The organism is Methyloglobulus sp. (genome assembly GCF_040079455.1).
Classification (GTDB): domain Bacteria; phylum Pseudomonadota; class Gammaproteobacteria; order Methylococcales; family Methylomonadaceae; genus Methyloglobulus.
On sequence record NZ_JBEBKJ010000037.1, the window covers coordinates 18,636 to 34,287 of the forward strand.

12 protein-coding genes, 1 other RNA gene and 3 pseudogenes are annotated in these 15,652 nt (G+C 44.1%); 9 read left to right on the forward strand and 7 right to left on the reverse strand.

All coding sequences use genetic code 11. The features are described from left to right. Entirely contained in the window at positions 1–534 is a 534-nt protein-coding gene (locus tag ABL924_RS09615) for a UPF0149 family protein (protein WP_349026877.1), read from the reverse strand. 184 nt (positions 535–718) lie between these two features. Here ABL924_RS09615 and ABL924_RS09620 point away from each other — a divergent pair, with 184 nt between their 5' ends. The 3 genes from ABL924_RS09620 to ssrS all read left to right on the forward strand — a co-directional run bounded on the left by ABL924_RS09620 (position 719) and on the right by ssrS (position 1,445). Then, positions 719–943, forward strand: coding sequence for a TIGR02449 family protein (locus ABL924_RS09620; RefSeq protein ID WP_349026878.1), 225 nt, complete (start codon positions 719–721; stop codon positions 941–943). Further along, a complete protein-coding gene (locus ABL924_RS09625; RefSeq protein ID WP_349026879.1) occupies positions 943–1,245 on the forward strand; it encodes a cell division protein ZapA in 303 nt (100 codons plus the stop codon). The genes ABL924_RS09620 and ABL924_RS09625 overlap by 1 nt, the downstream gene beginning before the upstream one ends. Positions 1,246–1,266: 21 nt before the next feature. After that, positions 1,267–1,445: non-coding RNA, 6S RNA (gene ssrS, locus ABL924_RS09630), on the forward strand. A gap of 147 nt (positions 1,446–1,592) precedes the next feature. Here the strand turns inward: ssrS and ABL924_RS09635 are convergent. The 5 genes and pseudogenes from ABL924_RS09635 to ABL924_RS09655 all read right to left on the reverse strand — a co-directional run bounded on the left by ABL924_RS09635 (position 1,593) and on the right by ABL924_RS09655 (position 7,980). Then, on the reverse strand, positions 1,593–2,978 hold the full coding sequence (locus ABL924_RS09635) for a sigma-54 dependent transcriptional regulator (protein WP_349026880.1): 1,386 nt from the start codon (positions 2,976–2,978) through the stop codon (positions 1,593–1,595). After that, complete coding sequence (locus tag ABL924_RS09640) at positions 2,975–4,399, reverse strand: ATP-binding protein (RefSeq protein ID WP_349026881.1); 1,425 nt, start codon at positions 4,397–4,399, stop codon at positions 2,975–2,977. Before ABL924_RS09640 ends, ABL924_RS09635 begins: the two co-directional genes overlap by 4 nt. A gap of 577 nt (positions 4,400–4,976) precedes the next feature. Continuing rightward, a pseudogene (locus ABL924_RS09645) lies at positions 4,977–5,272 on the reverse strand (SulP family inorganic anion transporter); the annotation flags it as partial. A gap of 169 nt (positions 5,273–5,441) precedes the next feature. Beyond that, positions 5,442–6,120, reverse strand: a pseudogene (locus tag ABL924_RS09650) (IS1 family transposase). A gap of 360 nt (positions 6,121–6,480) precedes the next feature. After that, on the reverse strand, positions 6,481–7,980 hold the full coding sequence (locus tag ABL924_RS09655) for a choice-of-anchor Q domain-containing protein (RefSeq protein WP_349026882.1): 1,500 nt from the start codon (positions 7,978–7,980) through the stop codon (positions 6,481–6,483). 420 nt (positions 7,981–8,400) lie between these two features. Between ABL924_RS09655 and htpG the strand changes: the two genes are divergently transcribed. Next, positions 8,401–10,356 (forward strand): molecular chaperone HtpG, encoded by a 1,956-nt coding sequence (gene htpG, locus ABL924_RS09660; RefSeq protein ID WP_349026883.1) that lies wholly within the window; start codon positions 8,401–8,403, stop codon positions 10,354–10,356. 752 nt (positions 10,357–11,108) lie between these two features. Next, complete coding sequence (locus ABL924_RS09665; RefSeq protein ID WP_349026884.1) at positions 11,109–11,588, forward strand: hypothetical protein; 480 nt, start codon at positions 11,109–11,111, stop codon at positions 11,586–11,588. A gap of 87 nt (positions 11,589–11,675) precedes the next feature. Here ABL924_RS09665 and ABL924_RS09670 read toward each other — a convergent pair. Then, positions 11,676–11,921, reverse strand: a pseudogene (locus tag ABL924_RS09670) (IS701 family transposase); the annotation flags it as partial. Between the two features lie 172 nt (positions 11,922–12,093). Between ABL924_RS09670 and ABL924_RS09675 the strand changes: the two are divergent. The 4 genes from ABL924_RS09675 to ABL924_RS09690 all read left to right on the forward strand — a co-directional run bounded on the left by ABL924_RS09675 (position 12,094) and on the right by ABL924_RS09690 (position 15,340). Then, the gene (locus tag ABL924_RS09675; protein ID WP_349026885.1) at positions 12,094–12,570 is read left to right on the forward strand and encodes a hypothetical protein; all 477 of its coding nucleotides are present in this window, start codon (positions 12,094–12,096) and stop codon (positions 12,568–12,570) included. A 363-nt stretch (positions 12,571–12,933) separates the two neighbouring features. Next, entirely contained in the window at positions 12,934–13,404 is a 471-nt protein-coding gene (locus tag ABL924_RS09680) for a hypothetical protein (protein ID WP_349026886.1), read from the forward strand. A 166-nt stretch (positions 13,405–13,570) separates the two neighbouring features. Then, positions 13,571–14,815, forward strand: a complete 1,245-nt coding sequence (locus tag ABL924_RS09685) for a hypothetical protein (protein ID WP_349026887.1) — start codon at positions 13,571–13,573, stop codon at positions 14,813–14,815. Between the two features lie 81 nt (positions 14,816–14,896). Next, the gene (locus ABL924_RS09690; RefSeq protein ID WP_349026888.1) at positions 14,897–15,340 is read left to right on the forward strand and encodes a hypothetical protein; all 444 of its coding nucleotides are present in this window, start codon (positions 14,897–14,899) and stop codon (positions 15,338–15,340) included. Positions 15,341–15,652 lie beyond the last annotated feature (312 nt).

Sequence of the window (15,652 nt, forward strand, 5' to 3'; positions counted from 1 at the left end):
TTAATGTACGGTGCGGTTATCCGCTGAGTTTAGTTCTGTCCGTAGAAAGATGACAGCAGCTCGGAGATATTCAGTGATTTCCATAAAATCATTCTCTGCCTCGTCGTCCTCAGCATCTGAGTCAAGTTTAGTGATTTCGGCAATATCTTTGACGACTTCGCGTATTTCTTCCGACCAATTTGGTGTTGAATCGGTTGTTGAAGACGTAGAGCCGAGTCCAAATAAAAAGCCCTGACACCATTTTCTTAAGGCTTCTACCTGTTCGTTAAGTGGGAAATCATCATCAGGAAGCAACAGTTCAAAGGCAAATTCATCGCCAGCCAACAAGTTTCTGATGTCCTCAAATAAATCTTCCAGAAGTGAACGGTCTTCATCACTAATGTCATCGGCATCTTTCAGTAATTCCTGCAACCAAAACCGAAGTTCCGTCCGATCATTAACGCATAACATACCCGCCGCCATACCGTGCGCTTCCGCTGCGGAAAGCTCGGCATCGTTTTTTGCAACTATTGTGTCAATGTCTTGATATTGCATGTGTCTAAATGATTCAACTATACTAAAATGTAATAGGCTTATGCTACCATTTATCAAAGATTTGTTTATGATTAAGCTAATGCAGGATTGTTACGCTTAGTTACAGCTATCTTGCCATAGCTTTTACAAACGGCAACCCATAGTCCATTAAACCGTTGACTACCCACCTAATCAAAGTGATGCCATGACCGATAAAGAACCTTATCAATCCTTAGAGTTAAGGGATCTTGAAACAAAGCTGGATCAATTCATAGACTTGTACGATTCAGTCAAAAATGAAAATGAGACCTTGAAGAGTAAGCAGGATGATTTAGTCCGAGAAAAAGCCTATCTTCTAGAAAAAACTACCATAGCCAGAAATCGGGTTGAAGCCATGATTTCGCGGTTAAAAGCAATGGGGCAAAGTTAATGAGCGTTAAACCCCAAACTGTTTTGCTCACCATCATGGGTAAGGAATACAAAATTGCCTGTGAATCGCAAGAGCAGGAAAACCTCATCCGCTCCGCCAGCGAGCTAGATGCCCAAATGTGCAAAATGCGTGATTCCGGTAAAGTTGGCAATGCTGAGCGGATTGCCGTGATGGCTGCGCTAAATTTGAGCCATGAGTTACAAACCTTGAAAAAGCAAAGTCCGCCGGTATTAAGTCAGGGTTGGAAAGACTGTTTCGATAGCATGATGGGTAAAATCGAAAATATTTTGGAAAAACGCTAATCAGGGTAAACTATAAGCCTGTATCTCCTGTAGTGTTCGACAGTGTGCCGGGTATTTCCTGAACCTGTTTTTACCCAGGGGGCAAATACCGCTAATGGTGTGCATGCCCGTTTAGACGAGAAGCCTGATTTATCGGCCCTGTCCCCACTTGAACTTCCGGTTCAAGGACGAAGGCACATATCGGCACAGGCGGGAGATGCATACCCAGTGTTGTTGAGTTAAGGACTAATGATAACAACAATGGAGTGCAAAGCTTGCTTTGTACTTGTCCACCACTGGCAAAGCTTGCTTTGTACTCCTGAGAATGGATTAACATCACGACATCTTATGCTCCCCGCGTCCATCATTCAATCCTGATCGTACTTAAGATGGTATTTTTGCACCCGATAGCGCATGGTTTCTCGCGTTGCGCCTAACATGCGCGCAGCCGCAGTGACGTTGTAGTTAGCCCGATGCAGGGCTTCTTGAATGATATGTTTTTCCATATCCTGTAGCGATAAACTCCCGTCCAGTGGAATGTACATGCCTTCATTCTCCGCGACTGACATATCTTCACTGTCATTCGGGAATTGCAGCCATTGCGCCGGAAATACCTCGCTATCTGCAAACAACACGCAACGTTCAATTACATTATGCAATTCGCGGATATTGCCCGGCCAATCGTAAGCTTCCAATTGTTCCCATACGCTTTCGGGTATCGTTTTGATATGTTTGCCCGATTTGATACTACAGTCGGCAACAAATTGTGGCACTAAATCGCGTAAGTCCTCTTTTCGTTCGCGCAATGGCGGAATATGGATGTTTAACACGCTGAGACGGTGGTACAGATCTTGACGAAACTCACCACTTTTGACTTTTTGCAGTAGATCGCGGTTGGTGGCGGCGATGATCTGGACATCAACTTCAACCATACTTTCACTGCCCAGTCGCCGAAACCGCAATTCTTCCACCGCCTTGAGCAGCTTACCTTGCAAATCCAAATCCAGTTCGCCGATTTCGTCCAGGAAAATTGTCCCCGTATCCGCTTGCTCCAACAGACCTCGATGGCGTTTTTTTGCGCCTGTGAACGCCCCGGCTTCATAACCGAACAACTCGGATTCCAGCAAATCTTTGGGTATGGCAGCACAATTGAGCTCCACCAAGGGCTTGCTGGCACGACTCCCTGAGTAATGCAGGATGCGCGTCACCAAGCCTTTGCCTGTGCCTGTTTCGCCGCTAAGGACCAGACTGGAAAACGGCACGTTCGCCAATTGCTTGAGCATTTCCCGAAGCTGCCCAGTTTTTTGACTGCGACCAACCAGCGCATCGTATGTGTAACGGTTGAAATGCTGCTTGGTTTCTTGTTGCAAGCGCCGTTGCGCCCTGGCGCTACGGGCCGCGCCTTCCACCAGCATGTGCAGCCTGTCCAGTTCACAGGGTTTTTCGATGAAATCATACGCACCCAAGCGCAAGGCACGTACCGAATCGGTAACACTGCCGTAGCCCGTCAAAAATATCCATTCTGCGTGTTGCAAACTACTTCCGATCAGTTCTAAAAAATCTAAAGCGTTGCCATCTGGCAAATTCATATCCGATAAAATGACGATGGGTTCAATGCCCTGCCCAGTTAACAACTGTTTAGAACTTTTGAGGTCGGTTACCACACTAACATCCCAGTGCTGTTTTCGGAAAAACCGCGCCAGTTCATTACCCAGCAAAGCTTCGTCTTCGATAATCAATAAGGTATCTTTCATACACCCACCGGTACGGTCAACGTCGCGCAAGCGTGGCCTTGGCTATCATTTTGTAGATTTAACTGCCCACCTAGCGAACGGGCAAAGCGTAATACCATAGACAATCCCAGCCCAGTGCCATGTTCGCGGTAACTCGCAAAAGCTCGTACACCTTGTGACAACAGGGTTTCAGGAAAACCATTGCCACTATCACTCACCTCAACTTTCAACTTATCCGCCTGTTTATTAATCGTAAGATTGATTGTTCCGCCCTGTTTGCCAAGTTCCTGAACAGAATTCAATAGCAGATTAAGCAACGCTTGCCGGAATTCTGTTTCCGGCAATAAAGATTGCAAATTAGCTGGAATGGCATAAATCAGTTTGATGTTTTCATTCACTTGATATTTCAATAAAGTCAAAAGCTCGCCTACTAGTTTGGAAATATCAACAAGCTTGGCGACTTCCGGTTGCTGTTTGGAATACGCCAGCAGGTCGTTTAGGCTGCTGGTTAAACGTTTTACTTCGGCATTCACCAAACGTAAGCGGTCGGCTATTTCTGGGTCTTCACATTCACCGCAGACGTTTTCTAAAGCCGCTTGAATACCAGCTAACGGGTTACGTAGCTCATGTGCTGTGCTGGCGGCAAGCTCACCTACCGCCGCCAATCGCTCGGAACGTGCCAGCGTGTGGCTTTGTTCGAGCAAGGCGTGGGTGGCGTGGCGTATTTCGCGTTCCAGGGTTTGGGTATAACTTAGGTGTTCTTCTTCCAATTCCGCTAACCGCCGGATTAGGCGGTTATAACTGCTGAACAGCGGTTGCATCAAAGGATCTTTGCGATTTTCTATTGGCTGCATTTCGCCATCGGTCAGACGTTTTAACAACTGTTCTAGTGCGCTGAGCGGAGATAAAATTTGTCGCCTGAAATACCACACACCTAATAGAAACGCAGGTAGCAATACGGCAATTGGGATAAATACCGCAAAATTAAGCTCCAACCGACTGTCTTGATAAACCTGGGTCAGTAGTTTTTCCTCGTTGCTGCGTTGTAAGTTAAGTATTTTTTGTGACACCAATAATACTTGGGCTATGTCCTGGCGTTTTCCTTGTTCAATGTTTTGGAGAAATGGTTTGATCTCGTCCAATAATAACCCTGTGCCATTTTCACCACTTTGTCGGTTGGCAAAAAAATGGCTGATTTTTTTGTGCAATTCGATTTGCCCCACACTTGGTTGGATTTTCTCACCGGAATCCATTGTTGGGGTGTTTATAAGCTCGAAAACCAATTGTTCAAGCTCATGACCTTGAATTATGTCTTGCTTGATATTGTCGATACGGCTTAGATTTCGCCAGGTAATGCTACCCAAAGCCAGCAGTTCGACCATAACTAACATGCCTAATACCAGGCTGATAACGACAATTGGGCGGTAAAGTATTTTATGCATAACTAAGGCTCAAGGTTCAACTCAATAGCACAGCTTAGGTTAAGATTGAACTTATGCAGTCGTAACCCAAGCTATTTTTCTACCTCTTATCGTATATCTTAAGGACTACCTCATAAAACCAGTTTGGACGAAACAGCACGACCCAGATTAACACTAAGGGCGAGATGGGAATTGGACTAATCTCAAGGATTGAAACAACCACAAGAATAAGAAAACAGACAATACGCATATTTTATTGCCAAAGTAAGTGTGGAGAATACACCAAACAAATTGTTTCTGTTCAAGGTGCAACAAAGCTATTCTGAATTTGCGATTACTCGATGGTAGCTTTACAGGCTACCTGTAACTATGTGTTGCGGTAGCCAGATATAAGTAGTTGGCAAGCGGCATGCCCACACTGCTCTGAAGTGACACCCTGAATTGATTGCCTGGACGCTCAATCTAAACGCCATCATCCTTAACGCAAACCGTGATAATCGGTTTTTCGTCGGCTCTTATTATCCGGTTTCATTCTACGCACCGCCAAAGGATGCTTTAAAAACGTATCATGCACTTCCATCCCAAGAAATTCACAGATACCGCTGTTTGCTTCTTCCCCCAAGCTTTGGACTGCGTCCAAAACTACTGTAATTAAACCCGCCGCCGGACTACTGATAGTAATGAATGAGCCACTAATACGCGAAACCAGTACACCGCCGATAATGGCCGTAATAATTCCCGCAGAAGGCGGGAATCCGGAGGCCATTGAAATGCCCAAACACAATGGTAAGGCAATAAGGAACACCAAAAACCGGACAGCAAATCACTGCGCCAGTTTTCTTTTAAATCAGCCAGGCCTGTCTTGGGTAGCACTGATATTGAATCTCCGCTCATGCGTATTATCCTATTATCCTACGGTTGTTGGAAAAATTTGGTTTTCTAATAGATATTTACAGCGAAAATCATGCCACCTTTATAGAACTGCTATAAGGATATGATTATTTGAGGATTGTTGGTGTTTATTTTTGAAAAACCAGTAATTAAAAACAGGTATTGGTTCAAATCAACCGACGCCTGGTTGATTTGAACCAATGCCAGTGGTACTTGCTTGCAAAATTAATTGCCATTTGCTGTAGCATTTTGATTTGCGGCGCAGCCTGGCTAGGAAATGCCTTAACAAACTGTTATATCCTAGCTGCGCGGACAGTATAGGTTTCTGCCCTTGTGCCCTATGGGTATTTGACTGCGTGTGCCGCCCCTTGGGGACGAAGGCCTCGTAAGTCTGCCAGTGTACGTCATCACCTGCCCAACCGGCTTGCCAGAGCTTTTCTCCCGTGCCAGTCGCCCTGGAACCCAATACGCAGCCGAGAAACCTTTTTCCATATCTATCAACAGCAATCCCTGTCCAGCAATAGTTTTTTTTGAGCCGACGTAACTGTGCATTTCGTCCAGTTCTACCACTTGGACGGCATCGTCGTTTTTTATGGCATCGAGCTGTTCGCCAAACGCCCTGATCCAATTCAAAATCGTGACATGGCTGAATCCTAGGGCACGGCCAATTGACCTGAATCGAAGCCCTTCCAGGTAAAGCTCCAAGGCTTGCCGCTTTACTGTTTTATCGCCAACGCCGGAACGCTGTGCGACCGTATAGCGATGGTTGCAATCTTTGCATAAATAGCGCGCCGTCCGCTCGCCAAACCATCTTTGCAACTCGCCTGCTTACCACATTTCGGACAGTCCATAGCACCCCTCCCGCGCAGCTTTGAATATCCAAAACTTATAAGGTACCTATATTTAATTAGCAATACCGACGCTGAAAATCCTGGAAACGTAGCGTTAGCGGAGTGAAGATTTTTAGTCCCCCGAAGCGATAGTGCTGTGTGTTTTCACGAAGCGCTGTTTGCGGCGTGAAAATGCACAGCTTTACGACATCGCGTCGAGTCATTGCGCAACGATGCCCCATACCCCTTGTCGGGTATGGGGCGAGGGTAGCAGGGCGGCTGGGGCAGCCGCAGGCATTGGCGGTCGCGTTAAGTTTTTGCCGCTTGTTTGGACAGGACGTCCTCAAAACAAGCTTTCGCAAAAATAGCGACTCCCCGCTTTTAGAATGCAGCTTCAAATGCGCCAATATCGCAATAGGTGCCGACTGGTTTCGGGCGCGTTGCGCCGCGCTGGTCGGTGGCTGGACAGCCAGAACCTTTCTGGCTCGCTGCGCTACCTGATAACAATGTCCGAGTTTGTGTTAAGCCGCCATTATTCTTAAGCAAGTCTAATTTTGGATCGGCTATCAATATTCCAGGCGTACAGTCTTTATCTGTGGGCATTGGAAATTGTAGGTTGTTGCCGCCGTTGGCCATGGGTTCAAAACAATTGTGCTTGATATTCCAAGTATTGCCGCCATTCTTGGCAACATTGTTGGCGAGAATAGTATTTTTGAGGGACACATTCGAACCGCCAAATATCCCGCCCGCTTGCCAGTTGGCGGTATTATTGGCAATGGTGGCATTGATAATTGTAGCCTTAGCATTACGGCCAACGTAAATACCCGCCCCCATTGAATAAGTGCCTTTGCCGATATTATTTGAAATCGTGCTATTTAGAAGGGTTAATTTGCCATTATCACCCTGCACAATGCCGCCCCCCATACTGTTAACTGCCGTGTTACCGGAAATGGTGCTTCTGCTAATTATAGTTCCCTTGGGATGTCTGGCGATCCATATCCCACCGCCCTGCTGACTGGCAGTATTACCTGCTAGCGTGGTGTTAACGATGGTGAGCGTTGTATTATTGGTGTTCGTAAGCCAATGACCACCTTTCGCCGGATCACCATTGCTCCAGATAGCGGCCCCCTGCCCATTGCTACCACCGCCAACCGAATTGGCCAAAAATAAGCTATTGGTTATTGCCGTTGTATTGTTGTTATAGACGTTATTGAAAAACGCACCACCATAAGCAGTTGCAGAGTTACTTTTAAACGCGCTGTCGCGAATAATAATTTGCCCGTTATCGCCCTTTGCTCCATCAACATAAATTGCCCCACCATTGCCAAGCCTCGAATCTACAGCTTTATTGCCGGTAAAAGTACTGGCAGTCACGGTTAAATTACTGTTTAGGATTCTAATGGCACCGCCGATACTGGCTTTGTTTCCCGTAAAAGTCGATTTATCAACAGCAAGCGTACCAATGGCACTATAAATTGCACCCCCACCCGCTTCACCGAGTTGAGTGGCAATATTATTGATGAAGTTGCAATGGGTTACGGTCAAAATATCCAGATAGCCGCTGCTATTGATCGCCGCGCCTTGCCCAGGGGTACGCCCATTCGCCAGGGTCAGGTTATTTACCGCAAAGCGTATGCCCGGTTTTACGTTGAACAGGCGTTTTGAATTGCCGCCGCTAATCGTAACCAAATTACCGCCGTCAATAATCGTGTTGGCGGAAATCGTTTTTTCGCTGCCGATGAGGATGGTTTTCGCGGCACTGCCACACCTAAAATTTACCGCCCCGCCACCGCTTAAAGCCTTATTTAAGGCCGCGTCGGTACAACTGCCCGCGCTGCCGTTGCCGACAACACCAGCCGCATAGGCTGCATTTGGGGGCATAAAATTTAGCGTCGTTACTACACTCGCCAACATTAATAGTCGCAGTGAAAATGGTATTGTTAAACTAAGATAATCTTTCAATGAATTAAAACTTGGATATATTCTCACGTAATACCTCTTTAAATATGGAGGGTCACAACAACCCCAAATGGAAATGATCGTATGCTACTTCTTAGGCTTACCGAGAAGGGTAGCTTATATTTCTGAAATTGCCGGATAGTGAATATTATGACGGAATGATTAAGGTAGGATTAATGGCGTCATAGTGAGCAAAGGTCATTTGATGCGTTACTCTAAAGGTTTTAGCAATCCATGCGGTCTACAAAATCATCGGATATTGCTAAATCCCACTCGGCCTTGAAAAAACAATATCTGCCCTTACATCAAAAGCAGTTTATTTCACCACACTAGGAACAGGAAATGTCTGCCAAAGCAAAAAAACAAACCTTAGGTTTTGAAACCGAAGTCAAACACCTCTTACATCTGATGATTCACTCCTTGTACAGCAACAAGGAAATTTTTCTGCGCGAATTGATTTCTAATAGCTCAGATGCGGCGGACAAGCTGCGTTTTGAAGCCTTATCCAATGACAATCTTTACGAAGGCGACAGCGAATTAAAAATACGTTTGGCATTCGATAAAGACAACCGCACGATTACCATAACCGATAACGGCATCGGTATGAGCCGTGACGAAGTGCAGGAACACATCGGCACGATTGCCAAATCAGGCACCAAACAGTTTTTTGAAAAGCTAACGGGCGAACAAGTCAAAGACAGCGAGTTGATCGGTCAATTCGGTGTAGGTTTCTATTCTTCCTTCATCGTAGCAGATAAAGTCACGCTGACCACACGCAAAGCGGGTGCCAGCAAAGACGAAGCCGCACGTTGGGAATCGGCTGGAGAAGGCGAATACACACTGGAAACTGTGACCAAGGAACAGCGTGGTACGGAAATAGTCTTGCATCTTAAAGAATCCGAAGACGAATTTTTGGATAGCCATAGACTACGTTCCATCGTGCGAAAATTTTCCGACCACATTTCTATTCCGATTATCATGACCAAAGAGGTCATGCCGACTTATGAGGAAGAGGAAGAAAAGGACGGCGAGGAAGCTGAACTCAAAGAGAAAACCCCACCAGAACCCGAAGATGAAACCGTCAATAGTGCCTCGGCCTTATGGATGAAAGCCCGTCAGGACATTAAGGATGAGGACTACAACGAATTCTACAAGCACGTCAGCCACGATTGGCAAGATCCGCTCGTGCATGTGCATAGCAAGGTAGAAGGCACGAATGAATTCACTTTGTTGCTCTACGTGCCAAGCCGTGCGCCGTTCGACCTGTGGGACAGAAACACTAAACACGGCGTAAAACTGTATGTGCGTAAAATCTTCATCATGGATGATGCGGAACAACTGATGCCGCGTTATCTGCGATTTATACGCGGCATAGTTGATGCTGGCTCGCTACCATTGAACGTATCGCGGGAAATCTTGCAGCAAAGCAAACAACTTAGCACCATTAAATCCGGCGCAGTCAAGAAAGTGCTGGGCATGTTGGAAGGCGTTGCCAAGAATGAGCCGGAAAAATACGAAAAATTCTGGGCGGAATTCGGCCAAGTGCTGAAAGAAGGCCCAATTGAAGATCATGGCAATAAAGAGCGCATCGCCAAATTGCTGCGTTTTGCCTCGACCCAAGCCGATACCGACAAGCAAGAAGTTACTTTGGAAGAATACGTTAGCCGAATGCAGGAAGGTCAGGACAAAATCTATTATGTAACAGCAGAAACGTTTGCCGCAGCCAAAAACAGCCCACACCTGGAAATATTCCGTAAAAAAGGTATAGAAGTTTTGTTGTTATCTGACCGGATTGACGAGTGGTTGATTTCTCACTTAGAAGAATTTGACGGTAAACATTTGCAATCGGTTGCTAAAGGCGACCTGGATTTAGGTGCGCCGGACGATGAGGAAGCCAAAAAAGAACAGGAAGAAGTCAGCAAAGATTTCGAGACAGTCATCAAGCAAATCAAAGACGTATTGGCAGATAAGGTCAGTGAAGTCAAATTAAGCCAACGCCTGACCGACTCCCCAGCTTGTGTGGTTGCCGATGTTTACGGCATGAGCCTGAATATGGAACGGATCATGAAGGAAGCCGGGCAGGGTATGGGCATGGGAATGAACAGAAAGCCGATATTTGAAATCAACCCAAACCATGCTTTAGTGGCGCGGCTGAAAATAGAGCAGGACGACGAACGCTTTGCTGATTTGACGTACATCTTGTTTGACCAGGCTATCTTAAGCGAAGGTGGACAATTGGACGATCCTGCGGCGTTTGTGCATAAGTTGAATGGGTTGTTGCAGGGTTTGTTAAAGTAATTACAATAGGGATGTGTGTTAGATAAATACTTACAGCACGAAAGAATTTGCATACAAGTTAGGACGTGTTTACGTCACTCACGTTTCCCCGACGGTGACGTTGTTGATCCACGTCGAAACCCTGCGAACGGGGCAACATGCCCCGTCCGGCTGAATTCGACCTCTTGATCTTGACCTTGTATTATTTAACTTAAACAGCCATAGATTGTTACTGTGCGGAGCTGCTATTATTTTAGTTGGCCACGTCATAATCTTATGGTTTGGCTCATTTGCATTGCTAAAAAAACTAATCAGGGAAGGTTTGCTGTTTTTTACGTGGTTATTAAATATCGCGCTTCTGGTTATCTTTGGCTATTTAATAACCGGCGGTGTATTTAGGGGAGCATGGGGATAACGAACGCGTGACGGGATATGTTACCTGTCTATTCGAACGCGTGACGGAATATGTTATGTTGTGGGGAGCTTTTATATTTTTATTGGTAACAGCTGCGCTAACCGGCATTTCATTTTTAGATGATATGACAGCGTATGCAATTTTGTATATGACCATCGCTTACTTGGCTATATTACCTGCCTACCTTCAACACAAATACTATAACAAACTGTAAGCCTACAGTTGGGCTATATACAAAAAGTTGGGTGAGAATCCAACCGACTAAGTTCAGTTCAGTACCTTTTCAATTTAAAAAGGATTAAACATAACGGTGCGTTTTTTATAGAAGCGTGCCGTTATCTTTTACGGCGAAATCAATATGAAAAACATAAATGTCTTCTTGTTCTGCGTATTTGGCTTATTAGTAACTACCAATACCCTTCCAAGAATGTTTCCTTTCGATAATTTTTTGAGCTTCCCAATAAAAGGTGTACGTTACGGCTTAAATTCAAATATTGCTTCGTATGATTGCTTAGAGTGTCTTGAACGCATCCCTTTGTCCTCGACACTGAGAATAATACTTTCAGGGATTTGTTACGGATTGTTATTGGCGATACCGGCTTCCATTCCATTATGCCTTGCCAAGCGTTTTAAAAGTCATTCATTTTACCAAGCGTATAAAACCTTCTGGTTGTGGGGGGCTTTTATATTTTTATTGTTAACCGCTGTACTTACTGGCGAAATGTACGTTGGAACTTCGATCGAGGGCATAATTTCTCTTGTAACTTGGTATATCACCATCGCTTGCTTGGCTATATTACCGGCCTACCTTCAGCACAAATACTATAATAAACCGTAAACATACTGCTGGGCTATATACAAAAAGTTGGGTGAGAATCCAACCGACCAAATTTTTACCTGTCCAAAATTAACTGGCTAACTGATGTTACGCAGCCCGGAATTTTTGCAATTCTGCATACGCCATCTGGCTCGCCTTGATGAACAACTTCGTCCGCAGTGCAAAATGGTTAGCCTTGTGCTTTATTTTCAAACATTCCAACTTAAACACCGCGTAGATCGACATGAACACATGGTTATTTTGGGTAGTGCCCGTGCGGGTTGGCGACTTTGCCAACCCTGCGTTGGACTTCAATGATTTATGGAACTCCTCGACTTTCCACCTTTTTTGGTAGATTTCTTAGGGCAACCTTGATAAAAACGGCTACTGCTGGGGTATATACAAAAAGCTGGGTGAGGACTCAACCGACCAAGTTCAGCCCAGTACCTTTTTAATTTAAAAAGGATTAAACATAACGGCGCGTTTTTTATAGAAGCATGCCGTTATCTTTTATGGCGAAATCAATATGAAAAACATAAGCGTCTTATCGTTCTGTTTATTGGGATTATGGGTAATTATGGGAGGTTTTGCCTATCCTTTCTATTTCATTGATTTTCCTAGCTTTCCAGTAAAAGACCTACGTTATGATTTAGATCAACCTATAGCACCGTTTGATTGCTTAAAGTGTCCTGAGCGCTTCCCTTTGTCTTCTACAATAAGAATAGTGCTTTCAGTGATTTGGTACGGATTGTTACTGGCGGTACTGTCTTCGATCCCATTATCCCTTGCCAAATGCTTCAAAAGTAATTCATTTTACCAAACATATAAAACTTTCTGGTTGTGGGGAGCCTTGGTATTTTCGTTGTTAACCGCCGCACTTACTGGTATTGGGCCTTTAGGGGAGTTAGTTGAAATTATCTCGTTTGTGGTTTGGTATATGTCCATCGCTTATTTAGCGATATTACCCGCTTATTTTCAGCATAAGCACTATAACAAACAGTAATACGCGCATTGTCAGATATGATGGGGTTGTTCTTACGGGGTCGTTTAATATGTTACCCGATGGTCGATTTCAGCAAGCGGCTAGTTTAGTTACTACAACAACGCCGTCAATGATATCTACAACATTATCCGCTAATGGGGCGCTAACTATTCCAGAACTGAAATATATTAACCCTACAGGACACGTTAACCAGGTACTTAAAGCTACCCTATTAAAAACAGCTACCCCGGGTGTCTATACAAGAAGTTGGGTTAGAATTCAGCCGACAAAGTTCAGCCCAGTGCTTTTCTAATTTAAAAAAAGACTAAAATAACGGCGCGTTTTTAGCAAAACGTGTCGTTATCTTTTATAGCGAAATTCCATATGAAAAGCACAAATGTCTTCTTATCCTTACTGGGCTTATCGGCAATCAGCAGTTTTGGCGTGTATAGTTTAGTGTCATACTTTTCTTGGCTTGATTTTCCTAGCTTTCCAATAAATGGCCTGCGTTACGATTTAGAACAACCTATAGCATCGTTTGATTGCCAGTGTCCTGAACGCTTCCCTTTGTCTCCGACTACAAGAATAGTGCTTTCAGTGATTTGGTATGCATTGTTACTGTCAGTGCTGGCTCTCATTCCTTTATGCCTTGCCAGGCGATTTAAAAGTCATTCATTTTATCAAGCCTATAAAACCTTCTGGTTGTGTGGTGCCTTGGTATTATCACCAATAACAGTCGTACTTACTGGAGTTGTGACAAGTTTAGTTGGATTCGAAGGAGTATTTGGACTTGTAATCTGGTATATCACCATCGCTTACTTGGCTATATTACCTGCCTACCTTCCGAATGCGTGACGGGGTATGTTACCCCGTTACTCACGTTTTGTCGGCGGTGATGTTTTTGAACCACGTCGAAACCCTACGAACGGGGCAACATGCCCCGTCCGGCTGACGCCCTATAGACTGACCGTTAAATTATTATTGACAGCATGAAAGAATTTGTGTACAAGTTAGGCCGTGTTTGCGTTATTACACCAACACGGCACTTCATTTGTTTCATAGCATCGGCTGCATTTACCCATTTAAACCTAGAGGTTTGTTTTGCATAAATAAAAATCAACTCAACTTAGAGGATACCCTCATGACTATAAGGTATAAACTTTGTACTCTGCTCATTATGTTACTAACGGCTTCCGCTCAGGCGGCGGTTAACCCGCCTATTGTCGCAACTCCGAAGGCGAAGGCATATTTTTTGGATACCGTGCTTTGGCCTTACAAGGCAACAACTAAAACTTACAATATTCCAGTATGTTGGGAGAAGTTAAGCCAATCTACTGCCGCAGAAAGAGCCAACGTCGTGACTGCAATTGCCAATACATGGCAGAAGTATTCATTGGCAAGATTTACCGGTTGGGGGCAATGCCCATTGTCACCATTATTTTTCAATGGCATCAGGATAACCGTGGATAACGTCGGAAATCCTATGTCAGCTCTTGGGACACAGGGAAATGGAAAAATAGGTGTGATGCGATTGAATTTTAGGTTGAATACTCTCAATAAAGCTTCAAGTGACCGATATTATCCATTTTCAACTCCACAAACTTTATTTGCAAGATGCCGACGCGATAATCCAAACACAGCACTCAACATTTGCATACAATCCGAAGCTATTCACGAGTTCGGACACATTTTAGGCTTAGCACATGAGCAGAACAGGCCATATGGATTTGATCGCCCAGTGATCCCTCCAAGAGGTGCGTGTCTTTTGAGAGATGATAACCCAAACAGACTGCCACAAGGTACATTCACAACATATGGTAATACACTTTTCACAGACTATGATCCCAACTCAATGATGAATTATTGCCGAAGCCTATATTTTGGTAGAACGGATTTAAGCGTTCTCGATAAACTGGCAATTAGAGTTTACTATGGGCAAATGCCAAGCTTTGACAGTCGTACCAGAATTTTGACTATTCCGCGCATCCAAAAATACAATGGCACTATACTGAGCGGTTCGTTTAATTTAATTTCTGGCAACCGGTTTCAACAAAGTGCCAGCTTAAAATCAACAACGACACCTTCAATGTCACCAGCAACGCTTTACGCCAATGGTGTGTTATATGTGCCTGAATTGAAATATATTAATGCGGCAGGACATGTTAACCAGATTCTCAGAGCTACTTTACGCACTATTTCATCTGGTTTATATCAAAATAGCTGGATTAGAACTCAACCGACCAAGTTTTTACCTGTCCAAAATTAACTGTCAAAATTTCAACATTAATGGTGTACCTGGCTTTTGCAAGGAACACCATTTATTAAAAACTAAATAGAAAATATCGGCATGTATCAACTTGGGTTTGGCATTATTGATAATTTTATGAATTTTGGCGGCTTCCCAATTAAGGGATTGACCAATCAGGAATGGGGTACGGAATATTACCCTTTATCCTCTTTGACTAGAGATATTTTGTCTGTCCTTTGGTACGCTTTTTTAGTAGCACTACCCGCATCGCTTCCTTTGTGTATCGCCAAGCATTTTAAGAGCATAACATTTTACAAAAAATATAAAGTCATTTGGCTTGTTTGTGGAATGATATTTACTGTATTAACGTCGATTCTTATCGGTCTTGTTCCTGTAAGAGATTCGGAAATGTTCAATTATGGGTTTTACGGTTACAGTATAGAAGTCTTTTTATTAATAGATTATGCAATTTTTTATCTAGTTACCGTTTGTTTGGCTGTAATCCCCGCATATATTCAGTATAAATATTACAACCGCTCATAAGCCAACTTTTCTGTAAATCTTTCAGCAAATTGGTAGTTTGTAGAAGTTACGCATTGACAGGCCATGTAAACTATGAAGATTAAAATAACCGAAGTTCAGCCCAGTGCTTTTTTAAGTTAAAACACTCATGGTATTAAAATAACGGCGCGTTTTTAGCAAAGCGTGCCGTTATCAATCACGGCGCAATCAATATGAAAAACATAAGTGTTTCGAACGCGTGACGGGGTATGTTACCTGTCTCTTAATCACAACTCAGCGAGTTCCGATTTGCTGAGTTGGTATCCCTGGAGCCGTTCTTGTAAACGAAACCAA